Consider the following 24,920-nt stretch of genomic DNA (forward strand, 5'->3'; position numbering starts at 1 on the left):
AGTTGAACGCCGTGCGCAAGGTATGGCTGTTGATGGTGGGGTCCTTCACGCTCGGGCTCGACGCCTATGTGATGGCAGGGCTCCTGCCGGTGGTCGCCGACGACCTGGGGACGACCGTCTCCCTCGCCGGGCAGATGGTCACCGTCTTCACCCTCGCCTACGCGGTGAGCGCGCCCCTCGTCGCCGGGCTGCTCTCCGGGGTGCGGCCACGCGTGCTGATCGTCGCGGCGCTGGCCGTCTTCACGCTCGGCAACGGGCTCACCGCCCTCGCGCCCGGCCTCGCCGTGCTGCTCGTCTCGCGTGCGGTGGCGGGGGTCGGCGCCGGGGTCTACTCGGCGCTGTCCACCGCGGCCGCCGCCGCGCTCGCGGGGGAGGAGCGGCGCGGGCGGGCGCTCGCGCTGGTGATGGGAGGGATGAGTTCGGGCACGGTCCTGGGCGTGCCGCTGGGCGTGCTGCTCGCCGACCACACCTCGTGGCGGGCCACGATGTGGCTGGTGACGGGGCTCGGCGCGGTCGCGCTCGGCGGGCTCGCGGTGGGGCTCCCCGACATTCCCGCCGCGCCCGCCGTTCCGGTGCGGGCCCGGCTCGCGGCGCTCGCCGACCGGAAGGTGCTGCCGATCGTGGGTGTCTCGTTCCTGGGTGCGGTGGCGAGCCTTGGTCTCTATACGTATCTCGCTCCCGTGCTCGCCTCTTCGGGCGGTGTCGGCGACGGCGCGGTGGCGCCGTACCTGTGGGCGTGGGGGATCGGCGGGGTGCTCGGCAGCGTCGTCGCCGGACCCCTGGTGGACCGTACGGGACGGGTGTACGCCCTGGTGACCGGGATCGTCCTTGCGTTGGTCGTCGCGATCGGTGCCGTGCCGCTGCTCGGCGCCGCCGCCCATCCCGCGCTCGTCGTCTGGGGCGCCGCGGGCTGGGCGTTCCAGGTCCCGCAGCAGCACCGCCTCCTCGCGCTGCGCGCCGAACGCGGCACGGTCGCCCTCGCCCTCAACAACTCCGCCCTCTATCTGGGCAGCGCGGTCGGCTCCGGAGCGGCCGGGCTCGCCCTCGCGGCGGGGCTCGCTCCCGAGTACCTGCCCTGGGCGGCGTCCGCGGTCGCCGCGGCGGGCCTGCTCCTGCACCTGTCGCACAGGGCCCCCGCCCGCCCCGTCGGCGCCGGGTCCGACGACACGGCCGCTGCCGGGACGCGCCGCGCGTGAGTACCCTTGGCCGTTATGAGCACTCTTGAGCCCGAGCCCGAGCGCGGGGCAGGTACGGGGACCCTCGTTGAGCCGACACCTCAGGTGTCGCACGGTGACGGCGACCACGAGCGCTATGCGCATTACGTCCAGAAGGACAAGATCATGGCGAGCGCGCTGGACGGCACGCCCGTCGTCGCGCTCTGCGGCAAGGTGTGGGTCCCCGGCCGCGACCCGAAGAAGTACCCCGTCTGTCCCATGTGCAAGGAGATCTACGAGTCCATGGGCGCCGGCGGAGACAACGACAAGGGCGGCAAGGACGGCGGCAAGAAGTAGCCCTGCCGGTCACTTCCGGCCACCGAGAAGCACCCTTCGCCCGAGGGGCGTTGCGCCTGTCGCAACGCCCCTTTTGCGTTGTGCAATCGCGTGACAGTCTGCGGTTTCATGACCTTTGAGCAACTCATTCCGGCGCCGAGCAGCGCCCACTGGGTCCCGCCCACCCAAGGTTCCTTCCCCCTCGACGACGAGACCGGGCTGCACGCCGGGCCCGGCACCGAAAGCACCGCGCGGTGGCTGCGCGGCACCGTCGGAGCCGCAACCGGCCTGCGGTTCCCCGACGGTGAGAACGACAACGGCATCGTGCTGCGGATCGACTCCGGCCTGGCGGACGAGGCCTACCGCCTCGTCGTGGACGGCCACGCGATCCGCATCGAGGGGGGCAGCGCCGCCGGTGTCTTCTGGGGCGCGCAGACATTCCGTCAACTCCTTGGCCCTGAGGCGTTCCGGCGTGCGCCGCTCGACCCCGCACGGGAGTGGACGGTGCCGATGGTCACCGTCGAGGACGCCCCGCGCTTCCGCTGGCGCGGCATGATGCTCGACGTGTCCCGGCACTTCATGCCGAAGGAAGGCGTCCTGCGCTACCTCGACCTGCTCGCCGCCCACAAGCTCAACGTCTTCCACTTCCACATCACGGACGACCAGGGCTGGCGCGTGGAGATCAAGCGCCACCCGAAGCTCACCGAGGTCGGCGCCTGGCGCTCCCGCACCCGTTGGGGCCACCGCGCGTCGCCGCTCTGGCTGGAGCACCCGCACGGCGGCTACTACACGCAGGACGACATCCGCGAGATCGTCGCGTACGCGGACTCCCTGCACATCACCGTCGTTCCGGAGATCGACATCCCGGGCCACTCGCAGGCCGCGATCACCGCGTACCCCTACCTCGGCAACAGCGATGTCGTCGACACGGAGGCCATGACCGTCTGGGACTCCTGGGGCGTCAGCCCGAACGTCCTCGCCCCCACCGAAGAGGTCCTCCGGTTCTACGAAGGGGTCTTCGAGGAGATCCTCGACCTCTTCCCGTCCACCTTCGTCCACGTCGGCGGCGACGAGTGCCCCAAGGACCAGTGGAAGGCGTCGCCCACCGCGCAGGCCCGCATCAAGGAGCTCGGGGTCGGCGACGAGGACGGGCTGCAGAGCTGGTTCATCCGGCACTTCGACCGCTGGCTCGCCGACCGGGGCCGCCGGCTCATCGGCTGGGACGAGATCCTGGAGGGCGGCCTCGCCGAAGGCGCCACCGTCTCCTCCTGGCGCGGCTACCAGGGCGGCATCGACGCGGCCAAGGCGGGCCACGACGTCGTCATGTGCCCCGAGCAGCAGGTGTACTTGAACTTCCGGGAGGACGGCGGCCCGGACGAGCCGATGCCCATCGCGTACGTCCGCACGCTGGAGGACGTCTACCGCTTCGAGCCCGTCCCCGCCGAGCTCACCGAGGAGGAGGCCGCCCACGTCATCGGCACCCAGGCCAATGTGTGGACCGAGGTGATGGAGCACCAGGGACGCGTCGACTACCAGGTGTTCCCGCGCCTCGCGGCCTTCTGCGAGGTGGCGTGGCGGCAGTTGCCCGCCCCGGCCGAACGTGATTTCGCCGACTTCGAACAGCGAATGACCGCTCACTACAAGCGCCTTGATGCCCTGGGCGTCGACTACCGGCCGCCGAGCGGTCCTCTTCCGCGACACCTGCGACCGGGTGTGCTCGGACGCCCGATCGAGGGGCCGCCCCCGAACGTGTGAGCAACGCCCCGGGTGCGTGTTCCGTGCTTCGGCGGCCCGCGCGGGCAGCGTGGGCCGCGCGGGCCGTTGGTGGACGCGGGCTGCCGGAAGATGTGCGAAATCGCCACATCCGCCTGGTTCGCGGACGAATGCCTCCTAGCGGACCCCCGCGTCGGGGCCCGGGGAAGATGTGCCAGAGTTGCCACGTCCGGGTTGTGAGCACGTACCGTACGGCGGAACAGGCGTAACGGTGACACGTCGCGAAACGGCGAGCACTTCACATACGCGATGTACGTGGAGCACGCGGCCGGACATCGGGAAGGGGCAGCCGGTTTGACCACGCACGCACCGCAGGCGGCACGGACACCGCAATCGGTGAAGCTGCCCGCCACGCTGGACGAGGCAGTGGCGGCGCTCGCCGCCATGCCCGCCGCCGTGCCCGTCGCCGGCGGCACGGACCTGATGGCTTCGGTCAATTCGGGACAACTGCGGCCCGCCGCGCTCGTCGGCCTCGGCCGCATCAGCGAGATCCGCGGCTGGCAGTACCAGGACGGCCACGCCCTGCTCGGCGCCGGTCTCACCCACGCCCGCATGGGCCGCCCCGACTTCGCCGCGCTGATCCCCGCCCTGGCCGCCGCCGCGCGCGCCGCGGGGCCGCCCCAGATCCGCAACGCGGGCACCCTCGGCGGCAACATCGCGTCGGCCGCGCCGACCGGTGACGCGCTGCCCGTCCTCGCCGCGCTCGAAGCGGTGCTGATCATCGCGGGACCCGGCGGTGTCCGCCGCGAGATCCCGGTGTCGCACCTGCTCGCGGGCATGGACATGCTCCGCCCCGGTGAACTCATCGGCTTCGTGCGCGTACCGCTCCTGCACGCGCCCCAGGTCTTCCTCAAGGCGACGGGCCGCACCGGACCAGGCCGGGCCACGGCCTCCGTCGCGCTCGTCCTCGACCCCGCGCGGCGCGGGGTGCGGTGCGCGGTCGGCGCCATCGCGCCCATGCCGCTGCGACCTCTTGAGGCCGAGGAGTGGGTGGCCTCCCTCATCGACTGGGACGGCGAGCGGGGCAGCCTCGTCCCGGAGGCGGTCACCGCCTTCGGCGAGTACGTCGCCACCGCCTGCATCCCCGACCAACCCCCGGCGGCCGACGGCACGGAACAGCCGCTGGCCCCCGCGGTACTGCACCTGCGGCGCACCGTCGCCGCGCTGGCCCGACGAGCACTGGGGAGGGCGCTGTCGTGAGCGACGACCGGCACGAAGAGAACACGGCCGACGGCGGCGGCTGGCAGCCGCATCCGCAGGGGGAGTACGACTCCGACGCCACGGCGTTCGTGCAGCTCCCCGAAGGCATGCTGGACGCCCCGCTCGCCGCCCCCGGCCACGGCTACGTACCGCCGCAGATAACGGTCAACCCCACCGTCGCCGGCGCCACCGACCCGGCCGCCACCGGCGCCTGGGTCATGCCGCCCGAGGTGACGGGCGCGGTGCGCTGGCCCGACGCGGGCACGGTGCAGGAACAGCCGCCCGTGCACGCGGACCCGTACGCGCACGCGGAGCCGCACGCGCACGCGGAGCCGCACGGGTACGACCCGCGGGCGACGGGCCAGTGGAGCTTCCCCGAGGCGGAGTCGCCCGTGGGGCAGCAGTCCGCGTACGAGCAGGAGTACGCCCACCAGTACGGGCAGGAGCCCGCGGCTCCCCCCGCCGACGTCACCGGCCAGTGGTCGATCCCCGTCGCCGACGGCGATCTGCCGGACGAGTCGGGCGAGTTCACGGCGTCCTCGCTCGCCGCGCAGTGGGGCGGCGGGACGCCTCCCGCGACGCTGCCCGGCGGCGCGCCCGCGCCCTGGGCGACCGGGGCGGGGGCCGGTGCGCCCTGGGGCGCGCAGGCGCAGGAGGTGCTCCACGAGCCCGCTCCGGAGCGGATCACGGAGCCGGTGGCGGAGCCCGAGGCGGAGGCGGCGCCCGAGCCGGAGAGCCGGTTCGAGAAGACGCAGTTGCTGCGGGCGATCAAGCTGCCGTCCGATGAGCCCGCGGCCGCGGAGCCCGAGCCCCAGCCGGAACCCGAGCCGGACCCCCAGCCGGAGCCCGAGCCGGAGCCCGAGCCGGAGGTCGCGCTCGCGCCCGCCCCCGAGCCCGTCGAGGAGCCCGCCGAACCGGTCGCCGAACCGGCAGCCGAGGCCCCGGAGGACGCCGCGCCGGCGGACGTACCGCATGAAGCGGACGTACCGGATGGGCCGGACGCGCCGCACGAACCGGTCACTTCACACGAGACCGACGTACCGGCCGAGACCGGGGCCCCGACCGGGATCGAGACCGCGACTGGGACCGAGGCCCCGACCGAGGCCCAAGCCGACGCCGGAACCGGCGCCGAAACCGACGCCGAGACAGCGGCCGAAGCGGCAGCCGCGGCCGACGCCGACCCCGCCGTCGCGCCCGCCCCGGACCCCGCCGAGGCCCCCGCCGTCACCCCCCTCCACGACGACCACCCCCTCGTCTCCTACGTCCTTCGTGTGAACGGCACCGACCGCCCCGTCACCGGCGCGTGGATCGGCGAGTCCCTGCTCTACGTCCTGCGCGAGCGCCTCGGGCTCGCCGGGGCCAAGGACGGGTGCTCGCAGGGCGAGTGCGGCGCCTGCAACGTCCAGGTGGACGGGCGGCTCGTCGCCTCCTGCCTCGTGCCCGCCGCGACGACCGCGGGCAGCGAGGTCCGCACCGTCGAGGGCCTCGCCGCCGACGGGCAGCCGTCCGACGTGCAGCGCGCGCTCGCCGCGTGCGGGGCCGTGCAGTGCGGCTTCTGCGTACCCGGCATGGCGATGACCGTGCACGACCTCCTGGAGGGCAACCCCGCCCCCACCGACCTGGAGGCCCGCCGCGCCCTGTGCGGCAACCTCTGCCGCTGCTCCGGCTACCGCGGTGTCCTCGACGCCGTGCGCGAGGTCGTCGCCGAGCGCGAGGCGTCCGCGCAGAACGAGCACGAGCACGGGCAGCAGGACCAGCCCGGTCACGGTCACGGTCACGGTCACGCCGAGGCACACATCCCGCACCAGGCGGGCCCCTACGGCCAGGACGGAGGCCACGCGTGAGCACCGAAGCCACCACCGCGACCACGCCCGCCGCCGACCGTCAGGCGGCCGAGCAGCCGCCGCGCGGCATCGGCGCGTCGCTGCCGTCCGCGGAGTCCCGGGTGAAGACCGAGGGCACGTTCCCCTACGCCGCCGACCTGTGGGCCGAGGGCCTGCTGTGGGCGGCCGTCCTGCGCTCCCCGCACGCGCACGCCCGCATCGTCTCCATCGACACCAGCCACGCCCTGGAGATGCCGGGCGTCCGCGCGGTCGTCACGCACGAGGACGTGCCCGGCGAGCCGCTGCACGGCCGACGCACCCCGGACCGCCCGGTCTTCGCCTCCGACGTCGTACGCCACCACGGCGAGCCCATCGCCGCCGTCGCCGCCGACCACCCCGACACCGCGCGGATGGCCGCCGCGGCCGTCATCGTCGAGTACGAGGTGCTCGAACCGGTCACCGACCCGGAGAAGGCCTTCGAGGCCGAACCGCTGCACCCCGACGGCAACCTCATCCGGCACATCCCGCTGCGGCACGGCGATCCGGAGGCGGCGGGCGAGCTCGTCGTCGAGGGCCTGTACCGCATCGGCAGGCAGGACCCGGCGCCGATCGGCGCGGAGGCGGGCCTCGCGGTGCCGCGCCCCGACGGGGGCGTGGAGCTCTACATCGCCTCGACCGACCCGCACGCCGACCGCGACCGTGCCGCCGCCTGCTTCGGCATCCCCTCCGACCGCGTGAAGGTCGTCGTCACGGGCGTGCCCGGCGCGACCGCCGACCGCGAGGACGCCGGCTTCCAGCTCCCGCTCGGACTCCTCGCGCTGCGCACCGGCTGCCCGGTCAAGCTCACCGCGACTCGCGAGGAGTCCTTCCTCAGCCACGCCCACCGCCACCCGACGCTCCTGCGCTACCGCCACCACGCGGACGCCGAGGGCCGCCTGGTGAAGGTGGAGGCGCAGATCCTGCTCGACGCGGGCGCGTACGCGGACACGTCGTCGGAGGCGCTGGCCGCGGCGGTCTCCTTCGCCTGTGGTCCGTACGTCGTGCCGAACGCCTTCATCGAGGGCTGGGCGGTCCGCACGAACAACCCGCCCTCCGGGCACGTGCGGGGCGAGGGCGCCCTCCAGGTGTGCGCCGCGTACGAGGCCCAGATGGACAAGATCGCCAAGAAGCTGGGCGTCGACCCGGCGGAGCTGCGGCTGCGCAACGCCATGGCGACCGGCGACATCCTGCCCACCGGCCAGACGGTGACGTGCCCCGCGCCCGTGGCCGAACTCCTCGCGGCCGTGCGCGACGCCCCGCTGCCCGAGCTGCCCAAGGACACCCCCGAGGACGAGTGGCTGCTGCCCGGCGGTCCGGAGGGCGCGGGCGAACCGGCCGCCGTCCGGCGCGGCGTCGGCTACGGCCTCGGCATGGTCCAGCTCCTCGGCGCCGAGGGCACGGACGAGGTCTCCACCGCCACGGTGAAGGTCCACGACGGCGGGGCGACGGTGATCTGCGCGGCCGTCGAGACCGGCCAGGGCTTCACGACGCTGGCCCGCCAGATCGTCCAGGAGACGCTGGGCATCGAGGACGTGCGCGTCGCCCCCGTCGACACGGACCAGCCGCCCGCGGGCCCGAGCTGCCGCGGCCGCCACACGTGGGTCTCGGGCGGCGCGGTGGAGCGCGCGGCGAAGATGGTCCGCACGCAGCTCCTCCAGCCCCTCGCGCACAAGTTCGGGATGTCGACCGAGCTGCTCCAGATCACCGACGGCAAGATCACCTCGTACGACGGTGTGCTCTCCACGACCGTCACGGAGGCCCTTGAGGGCAAGGAGCTCTGGGCCACGGCCCAGTGCCGTCCGCACCCGACCGAGCCGCTCGACGAGTCCGGGCAGGGCGACGCGTTCGTCGGCATGGCGTTCTGCGCGATCCGCGCGGTCGTCGACGTCGACATCGAGATCGGTGCGGTTCGGGTGGTGGAGCTCGCGGTGGCGCAGGACGTGGGCCGCATCCTGAACCCCGCCCAGCTCAAGGCCCGCATCGAGGCGGGCGTCACCCAGGGCGTGGGCGCGGCCCTCACGGAGAACCTCCGCACGCCCCGCGGCCTGGTCCGCCACCCCGACCTCACGGGCTACGCGCTCCCGACCGCCCTGGACACCCCTGACATCCGCATCGTGAAGCTGGTGGAGGAGCGGGACGTCGTCGCCCCCTTCGGCGCGAAGGCGGCCAGCGCGGTCCCGGTGGTGACGTCCCCCGCGGCGATCGCCTCGGCGGTCCGCGCGGCGACGGGCCGCCCGGTGAACCGCCTCCCGATCCGCCCGCAGGCGGCGGTCGCGGTCCCCTCGTCGTAGAACGGCGCGGCTCGTGGTGGCGTGGGGGTTCTTGGCCCTGGTGGGCGGCTTGGTGCTGGCCACCAACGTGTGCCGTGCGGCGGACTGGTTCCAGATGATGTCCTACCAGCACCGGATGTGGCCGAAGAGTGTGACGACCATGCGTGTGGTCGGGGCGGTTTTCTCGGTGGCGGGCGCGTTCGTTCTCCTGGGAGTCTTGTGACGTGGAGCGCGAATGCGGGGCAGAGGCGGCGGGCGGCCCCCGTGGCGTCGTCGTCATCACGGGCATCATGGCGTCCGGCAAGTCGACGGTCGCGCAGGCGTTGGCCGAGCGGCTGCCTCGGGCGGCGCACGTGCGGGGTGACGCGTTCCGGCGGATGATCGTGTCGGGCGGGGTGCCGTACGAGGGTGTGCCCGGCGGGGAGGGCGAGGCTCAACTCCGCCTCCGCTACCGCCTGTCGGCGTCCGCCGCCGACGCCTGCTCCGACGCCGGATTCACCGCCGTCGTCCAGGACGTCATCCTGGGCGAGGAGTTGAAGGCGTACGTGGAACTAGTCCGCACCCGCCCCGCGTACGTCGTCGTGCTCGCCCCGCGGCCCGAAGCGGTCGCGGCTCGCGAGGAATCCCGCGGCAAGACGGGGTACGGCGCGTGGACGGTCGCCGACCTGGACGCGATCCTGCGCGAGCGGACGCCCCGGCTCGGACTCTGGCTGGACAGCGGCGAGTTGACGGTAGACGAAACGGTGGACGCGATCCTGTCGAGGCTGGACGAAGCCCGGGTGAAGTGACTCCACGACCGGCGTCACCGCCAGGAGCCCGCGGTCCTCGGCGGGAGACGGGGAAAGGGTGGCCCCTTGTGAGGGACCACCCTTTCGGTTGCCGCGGCGGCACGGCGCGGTGACGCCGTCAGCCGGTGGAGGCCGTGGCGGGATTCGAACCCGCGTTACTGGATTTGCAGTCCAGCCCCTGAGCCTCTCGGGCACACGGCCAAGTCGTCTCGTCGACCGATCGCGTCGACCTGACTCATTGAACGTAGCCGTGTTCCCGCTACCGCCTCAAGCGATCACGGGGTGCCGCAACGGGACCGCCATACGGCGTTCACGAAAGGGGCGTGCGGAGGGCCCGGGCCGCGCGGGACGCCTGGGCCGCGACGCCGGGGATGCTCGACGCGATGAAGGAGCCGCCGCCGGACAGGTCGCCGACGACGTGCACGCGCGGGTCGGCGGGGAGCAGGCCGCCCGCCGGGTGGGGCGTGCCGAGGCCGGTGTCGACGAGGGAGGCGACCAGGTGGCCGGCTCCGGCGGGTATCGCCTGCGGGGGCGGGTTCACGGCGTTGACGACGGTGTCGGGAGGCGTTGTGGACAGGGTCCGTCGTATGTCGCCGGGGGCGACTGTCAGCTGGCCGGTGTCCAGCAGCCGCATCAGCACGGACGCGTTCACCGGCACCATGGGGGAGGCGACGGCGGTGGCCGTGCGGAGGTGGTGGCGCAGGCGCGCGCGGTCGGCCTCGGGCAGCAGGCGCCAGGCGTACGGGCCGACGGCGTGTGCGGCGCTCTGGAGTGTGCGGCGGCCGACGCGCGGGTCGTCGACGGCGTCGAGCTGCTGTGGGAGCCGACGGGCCGGGTCGGTGGTCGTGGTGGCGCGCAGCTCGGCGGTGAGGGCCTCGAAATCGCCGTCCCTGTCCGCGAGTTCCGCGCGGAGCAGGTCGGTGAGGTCGGCGAGGGTGACCGTGCCGCGGGCCGCGTGCAGTTCCGTGACGCGTTCGGCGGTGAGGTGCCGCGGGGGACGCCCGGCGACCGGGCGCTGCCAGACGTACGGCAGGACGCCGGTACGGGAGAGGAGGCTGATGCGGCCCCGGTGCCCGCGAGCGGCGAGGGCCACGACGACGTCGACGGCGGTGAGGCCGCTGCCGATGACGGCGACGTCGCTCTCCACCGGGACGTGGTCGAGGGTGCGGGCCAGGGGGTAGGGGTCGGCGATGTAGCCAGGGGTGCCCGTGAAGCCGTACGGGTCCGGGGGGTTGCCCGTGCCCACGCACAGGGCGACCTGGGCGGCGGCGTACTCCCGGCCGTCCGCCGTGCGGAGTGCCAGGCGTGTGCCCCGGCGGGCGGCGCCGGTGACGCGAGCGGGCACGACCTCGACGGACCACCCCTGCTCGGCCATGGCTGCGACCGCCTTCTCGGCCGTGTGCGTCAGGTACTCGCCGTAGAGCGCGCGAGGGACGACGGGGAGGCCGAGCAGCGGGTCGATGTGGTCGGCGGCCCGTTCGCCCAGCCAGTCCGCGTAGTGGCCGGCATCCCCGTGGCGGATGGACGAGATGCCGGGCGGCACGTTGACGCGGACCACGTCCAGGTCGGGGCCGTAGGGCCGTCCTCGCCACAGGTGGGGGGAGGGTTCGAAGACGCGGAGGGTGCCGGGGGAGGGTCGGTCGGCGGCCCGCGTGGACAGGGCGTCCAGCAGGGCGACGGCTGCGGCGCCTCCGCCGACGACAGCGAGGTCGAGGTCGAGGTCGAGGTCGAGGTTCATGTGTGCCTTCCGGGTGTCCGACGTACGTTCTTCCGTGGTTGCCGTCGACTCTCGTACGGCCCGACGTCGCTCCCCATCCCGCGACTGAGGGTGATCCGCGGTGAGCGACCCCCTCAGACGAGGGGTTGGTGCCGGGCGCGGCACCGTGCAAGCTGAGCCGGGGGAGGGCGCATGAACCGATCACGCGGAGCGTTGTCCGGCCTCGAACGGGCCGCCGACGCCGTCGAGTTGTTCGAGCGGGCGTCGGCCGGGCTGCGCCGCGTCGTGCCGTTCGACTCGGCGGTGTGGCGGGCCACGGACCCGGAGACGGGTCTGATCACGGCGCCGATGCTCGTGCAGAACCTCGGTTCGGGGGAGGGCTGCGCGGCGTACTGGGAGAACGAGCTCCTGGAGGAGACCGTCGTGCCGTACCGCGAGTTGGCCCGTGCGGTCGTGCCTGCGGCGGGCCTCCGGGACTTCACCGGCGACCTGCCCGCCCGCAGCGCCCGCTACCGGCGCCTCCTGCGCGGCTGGGGCATGCACGACGAACTCCGCGCCGTACTGCGGATCGGCGACCGTCCGTGGGGTCTGGTCAGCCTCTTCCGCGACGCGGAGCCTTTTCGCCCGGACGAGATCGCCCTGGTCGCCGACCAGTCCCGTCCCCTGGCCACGCTCCTACGACGCTTCGCGCGCCCGCCTGCGTCCGTGCCGCCCCGCACCGACGTGCCCGCGCCGGGGCTCATCCTCTTCGACGGCAGGGGCGAGGCGATGTCGATCAACGAGGAGGCGCGGCAGCACCTCGCCGCGCTCCCCAAGGGCCCGTCGTTCCCCTCGCCGTTGGGCGTACGGCTCCCGATCTGGGTGATCGGCACGGCGCTTCAGGCCCGCGCGGTCGCCGACGGCCGCGACCACGGTGATGCTCGCGTGCGCATCCGGACCACGGAGGGCCGTTGGCTGGTCTGCCACGCGTCGTGCCTCACGGGGCCCGGCGGGCGGCCCGGGCCGGTGGCCCTCGTCATCGAACCCCCGGCCCCCGCGGACCTGGCGGTCCTGATCGCCGAGTCGTACGGTCTCACCGCGCGCGAACTGGAGATCACCCAGCTCGTCGCACGCGGCATGACGACCGCGGAGATCGCCGGGACCCTGTTCATCACCCCGCACACGGTCCGCGACCGCCTCAAGACCCTCTTCGCCAAGGTCGGCGTCTCCAGCCGGGGGGAGCTGGTGTCCCGCCTCTTCACGGAGCACTACTGGCCGCAGGGGCACCCGCTCAACTAGACCGGGAAGTTGCAAAGACTCCGTTGCAAAAACTATTGCAACGGAGTCTTTGCAACTCTACGCTGCTGGGCATGACGGAAGACGACCGGTCCGGGCCCCGCCCCCGGAATGTCCACCACCTGAACCCCCGCTCGCTGCGGGGCCTCGCGCACCCGCTCCGGATGCGCCTGCTCTCCTCCCTGCGCCTCGAAGGCCCCGCCACGGCCTCCCAACTCGCCGCCCGCCTGGGCGAGTCGAGCGGCGCGACCAGCTACCACCTGCGCCAGCTCGCGGAGTACGGATTCGTCGAGGACGACCCGGACCGCGGCAAGGGCAGGGAGCGCTGGTGGCGCTCCGCCCATCAGGGCACGCGCACCGACGAGGACCTCATCCGCGACCCGAACCCGGAAGTCCAGGCCGCGCTCAGCACGCTCCTGTACGAGTACGCCACGCAGCGCGCCCAGGAGGTCACCACCTGGATCGCGACGCGGCACGAGTGGCCGCAGGCGTGGGACGAGGCGGCGGACACCAGCGACTACACCCTGACCCTCAGCCCCGCCCAGGCGACCGAACTGAGCCACAAGGTCAACGCGCTCATGGAGAGCTACCGCAACACGCCCCCGCCCCGGGGCACCCCGGACGTCGCCCAGGTCCGCGTCCACTCCCACATCTTCCCGACCCGGCCCGCACCGGCCGAGGACGCCTGAGAGGAGCAGACCCATGCACCCTTACGTGCATCTGATGCTGCACGAGGAACGCGCCGAACGGTTACGCCGCGCGGCCGCGCCCCGACGTACGAACCGCCATCATCTCCGCGCTCAACTCGGCTGGCGCCTCGTCGAGTTGGGACTGCGCCTGGTCAGCAGCTCGGGACCTTCCCGCCCTTTTCCAGCGCCCGCAGCGCGTCGACCGTTCCCTTCAGCGTCGTGACCGGAACGAGCCGCAGCCCCTTCGGCAGCTCGGCCTGAGCATCCTCGCACTCGTCCTTCGGGACGAGGAAGACGGTCGCGCCGTCGCGGCCCGCGGCCTGCGTCTTGAGGGCGACGCCACCGACCGGGCCGACCTTGCCGTCGGCCGTGATCGTGCCGGTGCCGGCGATCTTCCGGCCGCCCGTGAGGTCGCCGCCGCTGCCGTCGCCGTCGAGCTTGTCGATGATGCCGAGCGAGAGGAACAGGCCCGCGCTCGGCCCGCCGATCTTGCCGAGGTCGGCCTTGACCTTCACCTTGGCGGTGTCGTCGACGCCGTTCGCCTTCAGGTAGTTCAGTGCCGCGTCCGTGGCGGCGTCCTGCGACTTCTTCATGTCGCCGAGGTTGTGCTTCTCGACTTCCTTCACGTCGTCGCCGACGGGGTAGACGGAGTCCTTGGGCATCACGGCCCGGTCGCTCCGGAACCACCCGTCGATGACGTCACCGAGGTAGACGTCCATCTGCGGCCCGGTGGCCACGATGGTGGTCATCCGCAGCTCGCCCCGGGTCGCCCGGGTCGGCACGCCGCTGACCGTCAGGACGGGCTTCCCTTCGTGCTTCCCGAGCACGTCGGCGGTTCCCCCGGGCTGCGCCACGGCGAACGGCAGCGGCGCGAGCCCCGCGACGGCGAGCAGCGCCACGACGGGCAGGGCGCAGAGGGCGAGGGCCTGGGGGCGCGTGAGACGAGAGAACACGGGATCAATCTAACGTGCAGGGTCTCTGGAACTGGGCGCCGGTCATCGCCGGCTGCGCCGGGCTCGTCCTCAAACGCCGGACGGGCTTGCCGGAGCAGCGGCCTCAGCGCAGCGCATCGGCTACTTCACGCGCCGCGTCGACCACCCGCGGCCCCACCCTCTCCGGCACCGAGTCCGCCAGCATGACGACTCCCACGCTGCCCTCCAGGCCCGTCACGCCCACCAGGGGCGCCGCCGCGCCGCTCGCGCCGGCCTCCAGCTCGCCGTGGGTGAGCGCGTAGCCGGGGTCCGTGACCAGGCCCTGGCGGGCCGCCAGGATCGCGCGGCCCGCGGCGCCCCGGTCCAGAGGGTGGCGGAAGCCGGTCCGGTACGCGACGTGGTAGTCCGTCCACGTCGGCTCGACCACCGCGACCGCGAGGGCCTCCGAGCCGTCGACGAGGGTCAGGTGGGCCGTCGCGCCTATGTCCTCCGCGAGCGAGCGCAGCGCGGGCAGCGCGGCCTCGCGCACCAGCGGATGCACCTGCCGCCCGAGCCGCAGCACGCCGAGGCCGACGCGGGCCCGGCCGCCCAGGTCGCGGCGGACGAGGGCATGCTGTTCGAGCGTGGCGAGCAGGCGGTAGACCACCGTGCGGTTCACGCCGAGCTTGTTGGAGAGCTCGGTGACCGTCAGGCCGTGGTCGGTGTCGGCCAGCAGCTTGAGGACGCGCAGTCCTCGGTCGAGCGTCTGGGAAGTCTCCGCGGTCACGACGCCCACTCCTTAGGTGAGGGTCGGCGGCCCCCCTACGCGGCGGTTGCGTCGCCGGTCCCGTGGGCGACGCGCGTCAGAGGCCGCCGGTCGGAACACCGGCTGCGCTCCGCGGCGGCGCTGCCACGGGGCGTGTGCTTTGCGGGGACATTAGCGAGGCCGTCCCGCTGAGCGGAAGACTTCGTCCAGAATCCGGGCACGGGGACGCCCCTAGCGCCCCCCATTGCCCCAATACGCGGTGGCCACCCCGGAGGCCGCGCGCACCACGTCCGCACACGACCTCCCCACTCGGAACCCCCGGCTCCTTACTCGAACGTCACTTCATGCGGGTGGCCCACTCCTGGACCTTCTCGATGCGCTGACGCAGCTGCCCCGCCGTGGCCTCCGCGCTCGGCGGCCCGCCACAGGTGCGCCGCAGCTCGGTGTGGATCACGCCGTGCGGCTTCCCGCTCTGATGGACGTACGCGCCGACCATCGTGTTCAGCTGCTTGCGCAGCCCGAGGAGTTCCTTGTGGGAGACGACGGGCCGCCGCTCGGCGGGCAGCTCCAGCAGGTCGGCCTCCTCGTCCGGCTTCTTCCTGCTGTGGGCGATCTGCCGGGCCTGCCGCTTCTGGAGCAGCATCTGCACCTGGTCGGGTTCGAGGAGCCCCGGGATGCCCAGGTAGTCCTGCTCCTCCTCGCTCCCCGGGTGCGCCTGCATGCCGAACTCGGCGCCGTCGAACAGCACGCGGTCGAAGACGGCCTCGGACTCCAGCGCCTCGAAGGAGAACTGCTCCTGCTCCCCCGTGTCCTCGTCCTCCTGCTTGTTGGCCTCGTCCATCTCGGCCTCGGACTCGGCGTACGGGTCCTCCTCGCCCTCCTTCTTCGGCTTGTCGAGGGCGTGGTCCCGCTCCACCTCCATCTCGTTGGCGAAGGTGAGCAGGTCGGGAACGGTCGGCAGGAAGACGGACGCGGTCTCGCCGCGCCGCCTCGACCGTACGAAACGGCCGACGGCCTGCGCGAAGAAGAGTGGCGTCGAGATCGTCGTCGCGTACACGCCCACCGCGAGGCGCGGCACGTCGACGCCTTCGGACACCATGCGGACCGCGACCATCCACCGGTCCGTACTGGCGCTGAAGTCGTCGATGCGCTTGGACGCGCCGGTGTCGTCGGAGAGGACGACGGTGGCCTTGGTCCCGGTGATCTCGCGGATCAGCTTGGCGTACGCACGTGCGGAGTCCTGGTCGGATGCGATGACGAGGCCGCCCGCGTCGGGGATGGCCTTCCTGACCTCGGTGAGCCGCTTGTCGGCGGCCTTGAGGACGTTCGGCATCCACTCGCCGCGCGCGTCCAGCGCGGTGCGCCAGGCCTGGCTGACGGCGTCCTTGGTCATCGGCTCGCCGAGCCGCGCGGCGATCTCGTCACCGGCCTTGGTCCGCCAGCGCATGTTGCCGGAGTACGAGAGGAAGATGACGGGCCGCACGACGCCGTCGCCGAGCGCGCTGCCGTAGCCGTACGTGTAGTCGGCGGCGGAGCGCCGGATTCCGTCGTTCCCCTCCGCGTACTGCACGAACGGAATGGGGTTCGTGTCGGACCGGAACGGCGTACCGGTGAGCGCGAGGCGGCGCGTGGCGGGCTCGAACGCCTCCAGGCACGCCTCGCCCCAGGACTTCGAGTCACCGGCGTGGTGGATCTCGTCGAGGATCACGAGGGTCTTGCGCTGCTCGGAGCGGTTGCGGTGCAGCATCGGCCGCACGCCGACGCCCGCGTACGTCACGGCGACGCCGTGGTACTCCTTGCTCAGCGGTCCCGCGCTGTACTCCGGGTCCAGTTTGATGCCTATACGGGCGGCCGCCTCGGCCCACTGCTTCTTCAGGTGCTCGGTGGGCGCGACGACGGTGACCTGCTGGACGACGTGGTGGTGCAGCAGCCAGGACGCGAGCGTGAGCGCGAACGTCGTCTTGCCGGCGCCGGGGGTGGCGACGGCGAGGAAGTCTCGCGGCTGCTCCTGGAGGTACCTGTCCATCGCCCCCTGCTGCCAGGCTCGCAGCTTGTTGGCGGTACCCCAGGGGGCACGGCCGGGGAAGGCGGGAGAGAGGTGGTGGGAGGCGTTGGCGGCGGCGCTGGTGGTAGTCACGGTCTCCGGGTTCGCGGGTCGGCGGCACGTATGACAACCGGGCCACCTTACCGGTGATGGGTTGACGTTCAGGCGAGGGCGAGGCGGTGGCCGGGGCGGGTGCGACGGGTCTCACATGGAGGTGTCGGGGCGTATGTTCACTCTCGCGTCCGTACGTCCGACGTCACGTCGGGTGTGGTGTCCGACAGGACGTCCATGCGTACGTCCGTCACGACGTCGGTCACCACGAGCCCCGTCTCGTCCGGCGCCGGGACCGCCGCCTCGTCCGAGTCGCGGGGGCCCTGGAGCCTCGTTCCCACCCACGCGCCGGCCAGGGCGACCACGGCCATCGGCAGGAAGACGGCGACGAACGCGCCCGGGTGCGATCCGGCGGCCCCCGCGTCCGCCCCGTGGCCCGTCCCCACCGTGCCGCCGCCGAGCGCCGCGAACGCCGCGCCTCCCGCCGCGAGCAGGATGACGTTCGACAGTCCGTCGGAGATCTGGAGGGCGGCCGAGTTCGACCCGGCGTCGGCGGGCGGCGAGAGCCGCAGCAGCAGCACGCTCGTCGATGCGATCACCATGCCCATGCCGAAGCACCCGAAGCCCCACGCGACGCCGACGACCCACACCGGCACGGCCTCGATGAGGACGGAGGGCGCGGCGAGGATGGACGCCGCGACGAGCACCATCCCCGAGGCGACGAGCCTCGACCGGTACGGCTCCATGCGCGGCCGCGACTGCACGTAGGACCCGAGCGCCCAGGTCGCCCCGCCCACGGCGAGCGACAGCCCCGCCATGGTGGGGCTCAGCCCTCGCTGCGTGACCAGCATCAGCGGTACGAAGGACTCGGCCGTGATGAATGCCCCCGCCGCGACGCCGCGCAGCAGCACGACCGACGGCAGCCCGCGCGCCGCCCGGTACGTCCCCTTGGGCAGCAGCCCGAGCACGGCCGGCACGAGGACGGCTCCGCCTGCGGCGGCGGGCAGCAGCGACAGCCACCGCAGGTCCTGCCCCGCGTACTGGAGCAGCCCCGCGCCCAGCGAGATCCCGAGCGCCAGCCGGATGCGGCGCCAGTCGAACGCGGCGACGGGTGTGTCCGGGTCGACCGGTCCGGACGCGGTCCTGCGTATCGCGGGCAGCGCGAGCGCGAGCGGCGCGAGGACGAGTACGGGGATGCCGACGAAGACCCAGCGCCAGCCGAGGTGCTCCGTGACCGTCCCGGAGATCAGCGGTCCCACGACGGACGGCACGACCCAACTCGCCGCGAACGCCGCCATGATCGACGCGCGCAGATGCTCGGGGTAGGCCCGGCTGACGATCACGTACAGCCCGACGATGACGAGCCCGCCGCCGAGCCCCTGCACGGCCCGCCCGGCGATGAACAGCCACATCGCGCCTGCGGTCCCGCTCAGCAGCAGCCCCGCGGCGAAGAGGGCGATCCCGGTCGCGAGCGGGCCCAATGGCCCTCGCCGGTCCGCCCACTGGCCGCTCAGCACCATGCCGAAGAGGCTCGTGGTGAAGTACCCGGAGAAGGCGAAGGCGTACAGGGACACGCCGTCGAGCTCCCGGGCGGCCACGGGCATCGCCGTCCCGACGGCCGTCGCCTCGAAGGCGATGAGCAGCACGACGGAGACGATGCCGATGCTCAGGGCTCGGTAGGGCTTGCTCAGTACGCCGCCGGTGTCGTCCGTGTCGTCAGTCATGCACGCCAGAGTAAGAGGCGTGGACCGCGTTTACCCCTGTCCGGGGGTGGGGGCTTCCTGGTCCCTTGGACTTACGCCTCTGAGTCCTGTGAGGCGTACGTGATGAAGGCGGACCAGGTGGAGGCGGTGAGGGTGAGGTGGGGGGAGCGGGGGGTCTTTGAGTCGCGGATGTGGATGTGGGCGGGGGTGGTGGCTATCTCGACGCAGTCCTCCCCGTTACTGCTGCTGCTGTAGCTGCTCTTGAACCACTCCAGGGCGACCTCCACGCACGAGTCCCCTTCGTTGCCACTGCTGTAGCTGCTCTTGAACCACTCCAGTCCGGTGGCGTCCCGGGCAGAGGTATTGCCGATCATGTTTCTCCCAGCACTCGCTCAACGAAGGTCCGAGTCTCCCGTGGCGTGAGAGCTTGGGCCCGGATGATGCCATACCGCAGTTCGAGGATGCGGAGCTGCTTGGGTTCCGTGACCGGGCGGCCATTGAACGCTCCGTCGGACCGTCCGACCGCTGTCCCGTCCCCGAACTTCAACACCTCGATGTCACCGTCGAGGCCAGGGTGGGCCTCGCAGTCGATGGGCATCACCTGCAGCGTCACGTGCGGCAATTCCCCGACCTCCAATAGGCGTTCGAGCTGTTGGCGCCAGACCATTGTGCCTCCGATAGGCCGCCTCAGCGCAGCCTCTTCCTGCACGAAGCTGAGGCTGGGAGCGGGCTCCCGGCCAAAGATGGACTGCCGGGCCATCCGTGCGGTCACGAACCGCTCGACCTCTTCCTGCGAGTACGCAGGCTGCCGAGCCCGGAACACGACCCGCGAGTGCTCCTCCGTTTGCAAGAGCCCGTGCACACCGTGGCTCGCGTACACCGCGACCTCGGCCGCCCGCTCCTCCAACTTGGCCAACTCCCGCACCCGCTTCGGATACCGGGCCTCCCGCATCTCCTTCTTCATCGCGGAGACGAAGCCACCCGCCCCCACCACCTCATCCACCTTGTCCAGGTACTCCGGGCGGGGGATGCGCGCCCCGCGCTCGACTTTCCGGACCAAGTCCTCCCCGTACCCGATCGCCACCGCGAACTGGGCGACCGACATCCCCGCCACCTCCCTCCGCAGCTTCAGCTGATTGCCGACCATCTCGACCACGGAGCTGATCTCGTCCTCCGGGTCGACGTCCCAACCCGGCTCGTCCACACCGTCGTTACGTTCTTCCACCGCGCCCACCTCCGACGTACCGCCCGAACCCAACGCGCACACGTACCCGGCCGCCGACCCGGACAGCCGGGACAAGCCGGGACAACGTCCGGACAGACCCCGCACGCACAGCGCGCCGCCCTGGCCACGCTACGCACACGCCACCACGCTGAGTGACGTGAACCAAGAAATCTCCACCCGGGCCCAAGCCCCCACACCCACACACCAGTTCACGATCCTGCTCTCGGCGACGAGAAGAGGCGCGCGGCTGGCCCGGCTCCTGACGAGGGAGCAACTTCGCTGCTGGCGGCGGCCGTCCGAGGAGGCGGAGCAGATCGTCGCCGAGCTGGCGAACAACGCCGTGCTGCACGGGCACGTGCCGGGCCGGAGCTTCCGGCTGGGGCTACTGCTCAGCGCGGCGAACACGCTGCGTATCGAGGTGACGGACGCGCGGGCGGACCGCAGCCCGCCCCTGCACCCCCGCAGGCCCTCGCCGAAGGAGGAGTCCGGGCGGGGCCTGCTACTGGTCGAAGCCCTTGCGGACCGCTGGGGCACGGACCTGGGTACGTTGCCGCCGAGCCCCTGCAAAACGATCTGGGCGGAGATCGACGTACCGCAGTCGACGTAGCTCAGGCCATGGTGAGGGCGCCGTCGAGGGACTCGCGGATGATGTCGGCGTGCCCCGAGTGCTGCGCGGTCTCACTGATGACGTGCAGCAGGACGCGGCGGGCCGTCCACGAACCGCCGGGCTCCCACCAGGGGGCCTCGGGCAGGAGGTGCGAGACGTCGAGGTCGGGGAGTGAGCGCACCAACTCGTCGGTACGCGAGGCCACCTTCTCGTACGCGGCGAGGACGCCCGCCAGTGTCTCGCCCGGCAGCATGCGGAACTCGTCCGCGCGCTGCGCCACGTCCTCGTCGGTCATGGCGGTGAAGTCACCGAAGGCGGCCCGGCCGTCCTGGATGAACGCGGCCCACACCCGCTCCACCGAGGTGACGTGCTTGATGATGCCGCCGATGCACAGCTCGCTGGCGGTGGTGCGCAGGCCGGCCTGCTCGTCGGTGAGGTCGCGGGCGGTGCGGCGGAGCATCGTCCGGTGGTGGTCCAACGCCTCCAGCAGGTCGGCGCGCTCGTCGGGGCTCTTGGTGTCGGTTCCGGGCATGGTGGTGGCCGCCTTCCGTGGATGCGTTCCGTCGGACAAGAGCGACGTTAGAAGGCAACTAGGCCAGCCTTTGACCTATTACCCCTGTCCTTCTTCGGTGGGCCGGTGACCTTCAATGCCGCCGGCTCACCGAAGCAAGGCCTACTCCTTGACGAACCCTTCCTCGATCAACCAGTCCTTCGCCACCTCGTGCGGGTCCTGCCCCTCCACGTCCACCTTGGAGTTCAGGTCCCGCGCCACCTTGTTGTTCAGCTTCTTCGTGATGGGGGCCAGCACCTCCGCCATCTCCGGATGCTCCTTCAGCGACTTGCTGTTGATCTCAGGAGCCGCGTTGTAGTTGGGGAAGAAGTGCTTGTCGTCCTCCATCGTCGTCAGGTCCATCGCCTTGATGCGGCCGTCCGTCGTGAAGACCTCCCCGTACACGCAGGACCCCTTCGACGCCTGCGTGTAGATGATCCCGGTGTCCATCTTGGTGATGTTGGAGGAGGGGACCTTCATCCCGTACGCCTTCTGCATGCCGGGCAGCCCGTCCTCCCGCGACGCGAACTCGCTCTCCACGCACAGCGTCACGGCCTTCGAGTCCGACTTCGACAGCGCCGCCACGTCCGAGAGCGTCTTGGTCTTGTACGTGGCCGCGTTGCTCTCATTCATCGCCAGGGCGTACGTATTGTTGAGCGTGGCCGGCTCCAGCCACGTCACGCCGTTCTTCAGGTCCGCGTCCCGCACGGCCTGCCACTGCTTTTGCGGGTCCGTGATCGGCTTGGTATTGCCCTGGTAGGTGATCCACGCCGTGCCCGTGTACTCGTACATCGCGTCGGCGTCGCCGCCCTTCACGGCCTCGCGCGCGCCGATCGAGCCCTGGATGCCCGTGCGGTCGAGCACGTCCGCGCCCGCCGCCTCGAACGCGATGCCCATGATCGCGCCCAGGATGAGCTGCTCGGTGAACTCCTTGGAGGTGACGGTCAGATCGACGCCCTTCAAGGGGAGGCCCTTGCCGATGGAGCCGGGTTTCACGTCGTCCACCATCGGGCTGCCGCTGGTGAGACCGCAGGCGGCGAGCAGCGCTCCGCCCACGGCGGCGACCACGGTCGTGCGCGCGGTGATCCTGAGGTTCCTCATGCGTCCACCTCCAGGCCCCTCGGGCGCAGGACCAGTTCGGCCAGGGATGCCAGCCAGTCCACCAGGAGCGCCAGCGCGATCGTCAGGATCGAACCGAGCATGAGGACCGGCATGCGCTGGTTGGTCATGCCCGTCGTGATCAGGTCGCCCAGGCCGCCGCCCCCGCCGAACGTGGCGAGCGTCGCCGTGCCCACGTTGAGGACGAGAGCCGTGCGCACACCCGCCAGGATCAGCGGTACGGCCAGGGGGAGTTCGACCTTCGACAGGACGCCGAGCGGCGACATGCCGATGCCGCGGGCCGCCTCGATCAGGGTCGGGTCGTTCGCCTTCAGGCCCGCGATCGTGTTGGAGAGGACCGGCAGGACGGCGTAGATGATGATGCCGATCAGCGCCGCCTTCTCGCCGATGCCCAGCCAGATGACCAGGAGCGCGAGCAGGCCGATCGCCGGGGTCGCCTGGCCGATGTTGGCCACCGCCATCGCGACCGGCGCGCCTTTCCGCAGCCTCCTGCGGGTCAGCAGGATGCCGAGGGGGATGGCGATGATCAGGACGAAGAAGGTCGAGATGGCGGTCAGCTGGATGTGCTGGCGCAGCCTCAGCCACACGTTGCCGTTCGCCAGCGCGTTCTTGGAGATCGAGTCGAGGTCGGCCTGCTGGAACCACCACCACGTCGCCAGCAGGACGATCGCGAGCACGGCCGGCAGGAACGTCAGCTTCTGCCAGGTGACCCGGCGCGGCTGCTTCGCGCCGAGCACCGCGGGCGGCGCCTCGAGTTCGGCCTCGCCCTCGTCGCGGAAGGCGAGCCCCTTGACGTCGTGCTCGCCCTGGGGCCGGGTCGCCTCCCGCGGCTTCGGCTTGGGTTCCGGGATCCGGGGCGTTCCCCCGGAGGTGCCGCTCACGCCTTCGCCTCCCCGCCGTAACCCTCCTGCTCGTGCTGGGTCAACCGGGCCCGCTGCTCCTCCAGTTCGTGCTGGTGCTCCACGGCTTCGAGGCGGTCGGCCTCCAGCATCTCGTGGACGGAGTTCATCAGCGTCTCCATGTCGACGACGCCCGTGTACTCGCCGCGCCGCCCGGTCACCGCGACCCGGCCCGCGTTGTCCGTGAGGACGGCCTCCAGCGCGTCGCGCAGGGTGGCGTCGCGGGTCACCGTGTCGTGGACGAGGGTGCCCGCGCGGGCCAGGGAGCCCTTGGCGCGCATCAGGTCGCCGCGGCGCAGCCACTTGTAGGGGCGGCCGCGCTTGTCGAGCAGGAGGAGTTCGTTGGTGGTGCCGCCGCGCAGCTTGTCGAAGATGTCCTGGAGCGGGTCGTCGACGGTCACCGTCGGGATGTCGGCGATCTCCACGTCCCGTACGCGGGTGAGGTTGAGGCGCTTCAGCGCCGCGCCCGCGCCCACGAAGCCCGACACGAAGTCGTCGGCCGGGTTGGTGAGGATGGCTTCCGGGGTGTCGAACTGCGCGATGTGCGAGCGTTCGCGCAGGACCGCGATGCGGTCGCCGAGCTTGATGGCCTCGTCGAAGTCGTGCGTGACGAAGACGATCGTCTTGTGCAGCTCGTGCTGGAGCCGGATCAGCTCGTCCTGGAGGTGGTCACGGGTGATCGGGTCGACCGCGCCGAACGGCTCGTCCATGAGGAGGACGGGCGGGTCGGCGGCCAGCGCGCGTGCCACGCCCACGCGTTGCTGCTGGCCGCCGGAGAGCTGGCGCGGGTAGCGGTCGTGGAACTCGGCCGGGTCGAGCCCGACAAGGTCCAGCATCTCCTCCACCCGCGACTTGATCTTCGACTTGCCCCAGCCGACCATCTTCGGCACGAGCGCGATGTTCTGCGCGACGGTCATGTGCGGGAAGAGCCCGGAGGACTGGATCGCGTACCCGACCTTGCGGCGCAGCTTCACCGGGTCGATGTCGGTGACGTCCTCGCCGTTGATGCGGATGCGGCCGCCCGTCGGCTCGATGAGGCGGTTGATCATCTTCAGGGTCGTCGACTTCCCGCAGCCGGACGGGCCCACGAAGATGACGATCTCGCCCGCCTTGATCTCCATGTTCACGCTGTCCACGGCGGGCTCGCTGCTGCCCGGGTAGCGCTTGGTGAGGTTCTCCAGCTCGATCGTCGCTCCGGAGGTGGTGGTGGCGGTGGTCCGCCCCGCGCCCTCGGCGGTCGCGCCCCCGTTCGGCACGCTCTCGCTGGCGGTGGTCTCAGACACGGATCCCCCTCGGGATGGTCAGCCTGCCGATCAGGACGTACGCGGCGTCGAAGAGCAGCGCGAGGACGATGATCCCGAGCGTGCCCGCGAGCACCTGGTTGAGCGCGTTCTTGCTGCCGAGCGAGCCGATGCCGCGGAAGATCTCGTTGCCGAGCCCCGGTCCCGACGCGTACGCGGCGATGGCCGCGATGCCCATCAGCATCTGCGTGGAGACGCGGATGCCGGTGAGGATCGGCGGCCAGGCGATCGGCAGCTCCACCCGGAACAGCCGGGCGACGCGCGACATGCCGATGCCCTTGGCGGCGTCGATCAGCGACGGGTCGACGCCGCGCAGACCGACGATGGCGTTGCGCACGATCGGGAGCAGCCCGTACAGGGTCAGCGCGATGACGGTCGGCGCGACACCGAGCCCGACGATCGGGATCAGCAGACCGATCATGGCGAGCGACGGCACGGTGAGGATGGTGGACGTGGTGGTCGTGGCGAGGTTCCCCGCCCATTCGCTGCGGTACGTGAGGACGCCGATCAGTACGCCCATGAGGGTGGCGACGACCATGCACTGGAAGACGGCGCTCGCGTGCTGAAACGCGTCCGTCAGCAGTTGCTGGTGGCGGTTGCCGAGGTAGTCCCAGAAATTCACTGAAGTGCTCACCTCGCCTTTCCGAAGGTACTCACAAGGTCAGTGACGCGGGGCGGTG

The 24,920-nt window shown here is 72.0% G+C and carries 22 protein-coding genes and 1 tRNA gene; 10 read left to right on the forward strand and 13 right to left on the reverse strand.

Features of this window, described 5'->3' with window-relative positions; genetic code table 11:
* Nucleotides 1-11 precede the first annotated feature (11 nt).
* The 7 genes from DEJ48_RS24360 (at nt 12) to DEJ48_RS24395 (ending at nt 9,383) form a co-directional block, all read left to right on the forward strand.
* The gene (locus DEJ48_RS24360; RefSeq protein WP_150218274.1) at nt 12-1,196 is read left to right on the forward strand and encodes an MFS transporter; all 1,185 of its coding nucleotides are present in this window, start codon (nt 12-14) and stop codon (nt 1,194-1,196) included.
* A gap of 15 nt (nt 1,197-1,211) precedes the next feature.
* Complete coding sequence (locus DEJ48_RS24365; protein WP_150168469.1) at nt 1,212-1,511, forward strand: DUF3039 domain-containing protein; 300 nt, start codon at nt 1,212-1,214, stop codon at nt 1,509-1,511.
* Between the two features lie 108 nt (nt 1,512-1,619).
* A complete protein-coding gene (locus tag DEJ48_RS24370; protein WP_150218276.1) occupies nt 1,620-3,245 on the forward strand; it encodes a beta-N-acetylhexosaminidase in 1,626 nt (541 codons plus the stop codon).
* A gap of 312 nt (nt 3,246-3,557) precedes the next feature.
* Nucleotides 3,558-4,463 (forward strand): FAD binding domain-containing protein, encoded by a 906-nt coding sequence (locus tag DEJ48_RS24375; RefSeq protein ID WP_190537561.1) that lies wholly within the window; start codon nt 3,558-3,560, stop codon nt 4,461-4,463.
* On the forward strand, nt 4,460-6,307 hold the full coding sequence (locus tag DEJ48_RS24380; protein ID WP_150218279.1) for a (2Fe-2S)-binding protein: 1,848 nt from the start codon (nt 4,460-4,462) through the stop codon (nt 6,305-6,307). The genes DEJ48_RS24375 and DEJ48_RS24380 overlap by 4 nt, the downstream gene beginning before the upstream one ends.
* Nucleotides 6,304-8,616 carry a xanthine dehydrogenase family protein molybdopterin-binding subunit gene (locus DEJ48_RS24385; RefSeq protein WP_150218281.1) on the forward strand — a complete coding sequence of 771 codons (2,313 nt, stop codon included), beginning with the start codon at nt 6,304-6,306 and terminating at the stop codon, nt 8,614-8,616. The genes DEJ48_RS24380 and DEJ48_RS24385 overlap by 4 nt, the downstream gene beginning before the upstream one ends.
* A 203-nt stretch (nt 8,617-8,819) precedes the next feature.
* A complete protein-coding gene (locus tag DEJ48_RS24395) occupies nt 8,820-9,383 on the forward strand; it encodes an AAA family ATPase (protein WP_223832190.1) in 564 nt (187 codons plus the stop codon).
* Between the two features lie 126 nt (nt 9,384-9,509).
* Here the strand turns inward: DEJ48_RS24395 and DEJ48_RS24400 are convergent.
* Nucleotides 9,510-9,584 (reverse strand) — tRNA-Cys (locus DEJ48_RS24400).
* Nucleotides 9,585-9,693: 109 nt separating this feature from the next.
* Nucleotides 9,694-11,121: an FAD/NAD(P)-binding protein gene (locus DEJ48_RS24405; RefSeq protein ID WP_150218284.1), complete on the reverse strand. Its 1,428-nt coding sequence runs from the start codon at nt 11,119-11,121 to the stop codon at nt 9,694-9,696.
* Between the two features lie 171 nt (nt 11,122-11,292).
* Between DEJ48_RS24405 and DEJ48_RS24410 the strand changes: the two genes are divergently transcribed.
* Nucleotides 11,293-12,378 (forward strand): helix-turn-helix domain-containing protein, encoded by a 1,086-nt coding sequence (locus DEJ48_RS24410; protein WP_150218285.1) that lies wholly within the window; start codon nt 11,293-11,295, stop codon nt 12,376-12,378.
* A 71-nt stretch (nt 12,379-12,449) separates the two neighbouring features.
* On the forward strand, nt 12,450-13,064 hold the full coding sequence (locus DEJ48_RS24415; protein ID WP_150218287.1) for an ArsR/SmtB family transcription factor: 615 nt from the start codon (nt 12,450-12,452) through the stop codon (nt 13,062-13,064).
* A gap of 152 nt (nt 13,065-13,216) precedes the next feature.
* Here DEJ48_RS24415 and DEJ48_RS24425 read toward each other — a convergent pair whose 3' ends face one another.
* The 6 genes from DEJ48_RS24425 to DEJ48_RS24450 form a co-directional block, all read right to left on the reverse strand.
* Nucleotides 13,217-14,017, reverse strand: a complete 801-nt coding sequence (locus DEJ48_RS24425; protein WP_150218291.1) for a S16 family serine protease — start codon at nt 14,015-14,017, stop codon at nt 13,217-13,219.
* A 103-nt stretch (nt 14,018-14,120) separates the two neighbouring features.
* Nucleotides 14,121-14,762: an IclR family transcriptional regulator gene (locus DEJ48_RS24430; RefSeq protein WP_055568198.1), complete on the reverse strand. Its 642-nt coding sequence runs from the start codon at nt 14,760-14,762 to the stop codon at nt 14,121-14,123.
* 316 nt (nt 14,763-15,078) lie between these two features.
* Nucleotides 15,079-16,878: a DEAD/DEAH box helicase gene (locus DEJ48_RS24435; RefSeq protein ID WP_150218293.1), complete on the reverse strand. Its 1,800-nt coding sequence runs from the start codon at nt 16,876-16,878 to the stop codon at nt 15,079-15,081.
* 137 nt (nt 16,879-17,015) lie between these two features.
* Entirely contained in the window at nt 17,016-18,560 is a 1,545-nt protein-coding gene (locus DEJ48_RS24440) for an MFS transporter (RefSeq protein ID WP_150218294.1), read from the reverse strand.
* A gap of 71 nt (nt 18,561-18,631) precedes the next feature.
* Entirely contained in the window at nt 18,632-18,913 is a 282-nt protein-coding gene (locus tag DEJ48_RS24445; RefSeq protein ID WP_150218296.1) for a DUF397 domain-containing protein, read from the reverse strand.
* The gene (locus tag DEJ48_RS24450) at nt 18,910-19,764 is read right to left on the reverse strand and encodes a helix-turn-helix domain-containing protein (protein ID WP_223832191.1); all 855 of its coding nucleotides are present in this window, start codon (nt 19,762-19,764) and stop codon (nt 18,910-18,912) included. Before DEJ48_RS24450 ends, DEJ48_RS24445 begins: the two co-directional genes overlap by 4 nt.
* Nucleotides 19,765-19,921: 157 nt before the next feature.
* Between DEJ48_RS24450 and DEJ48_RS24455 the strand changes: the two genes are divergently transcribed.
* Nucleotides 19,922-20,371: an ATP-binding protein gene (locus tag DEJ48_RS24455; RefSeq protein WP_150218298.1), complete on the forward strand. Its 450-nt coding sequence runs from the start codon at nt 19,922-19,924 to the stop codon at nt 20,369-20,371.
* Nucleotide 20,372: 1 nt separating this feature from the next.
* Here the strand turns inward: DEJ48_RS24455 and DEJ48_RS24460 are convergent, their stop codons facing one another.
* The 5 genes from DEJ48_RS24460 to DEJ48_RS24480 all read right to left on the reverse strand — a co-directional run bounded on the left by DEJ48_RS24460 (nt 20,373) and on the right by DEJ48_RS24480 (nt 24,862).
* Nucleotides 20,373-20,903, reverse strand: coding sequence for a DinB family protein (locus tag DEJ48_RS24460; RefSeq protein WP_150218300.1), 531 nt, complete (start codon nt 20,901-20,903; stop codon nt 20,373-20,375).
* 141 nt (nt 20,904-21,044) lie between these two features.
* The gene (locus tag DEJ48_RS24465; protein WP_150218302.1) at nt 21,045-22,022 is read right to left on the reverse strand and encodes a glycine betaine ABC transporter substrate-binding protein; all 978 of its coding nucleotides are present in this window, start codon (nt 22,020-22,022) and stop codon (nt 21,045-21,047) included.
* Entirely contained in the window at nt 22,019-22,891 is an 873-nt protein-coding gene (locus DEJ48_RS24470; RefSeq protein ID WP_150221367.1) for an ABC transporter permease, read from the reverse strand. The genes DEJ48_RS24465 and DEJ48_RS24470 overlap by 4 nt, the downstream gene beginning before the upstream one ends.
* A 26-nt stretch (nt 22,892-22,917) precedes the next feature.
* A complete protein-coding gene (locus DEJ48_RS24475; protein WP_150221366.1) occupies nt 22,918-24,195 on the reverse strand; it encodes a betaine/proline/choline family ABC transporter ATP-binding protein in 1,278 nt (425 codons plus the stop codon).
* A gap of 19 nt (nt 24,196-24,214) precedes the next feature.
* Complete coding sequence (locus DEJ48_RS24480; protein ID WP_150221368.1) at nt 24,215-24,862, reverse strand: ABC transporter permease; 648 nt, start codon at nt 24,860-24,862, stop codon at nt 24,215-24,217.
* Nucleotides 24,863-24,920: the final 58 nt, after the last annotated feature.

Origin of the sequence: Streptomyces venezuelae (assembly GCF_008642315.1) — a bacterium.
GTDB lineage: Bacteria > Actinomycetota > Actinomycetes > Streptomycetales > Streptomycetaceae > Streptomyces > Streptomyces venezuelae_D.

What these genes read in the sequence shown, in the direction of transcription:
- DEJ48_RS24365 (WP_150168469.1), top strand. Translation starts at nt 1,212, where the DNA reads ATGAGCACTCTTGAGCCCGAGCCCGAGCGCGGGGCAGGTACGGGGACC.
- DEJ48_RS24370 (WP_150218276.1), top strand. Translation starts at nt 1,620, where the DNA reads ATGACCTTTGAGCAACTCATTCCGGCGCCGAGCAGCGCCCACTGGGTC.
- DEJ48_RS24405 (WP_150218284.1), bottom strand. Translation starts at nt 11,121, where the DNA reads ATGAACCTCGACCTCGACCTCGACCTCGACCTCGCTGTCGTCGGCGGA.
- DEJ48_RS24410 (WP_150218285.1), top strand. Translation starts at nt 11,293, where the DNA reads ATGAACCGATCACGCGGAGCGTTGTCCGGCCTCGAACGGGCCGCCGAC.
- DEJ48_RS24415 (WP_150218287.1), top strand. Translation starts at nt 12,450, where the DNA reads ATGACGGAAGACGACCGGTCCGGGCCCCGCCCCCGGAATGTCCACCAC.
- DEJ48_RS24440 (WP_150218294.1), bottom strand. Translation starts at nt 18,560, where the DNA reads ATGACTGACGACACGGACGACACCGGCGGCGTACTGAGCAAGCCCTAC.
- DEJ48_RS24445 (WP_150218296.1), bottom strand. Translation starts at nt 18,913, where the DNA reads ATGATCGGCAATACCTCTGCCCGGGACGCCACCGGACTGGAGTGGTTC.
- DEJ48_RS24460 (WP_150218300.1), bottom strand. Translation starts at nt 20,903, where the DNA reads ATGCCCGGAACCGACACCAAGAGCCCCGACGAGCGCGCCGACCTGCTG.
- DEJ48_RS24465 (WP_150218302.1), bottom strand. Translation starts at nt 22,022, where the DNA reads ATGAGGAACCTCAGGATCACCGCGCGCACGACCGTGGTCGCCGCCGTG.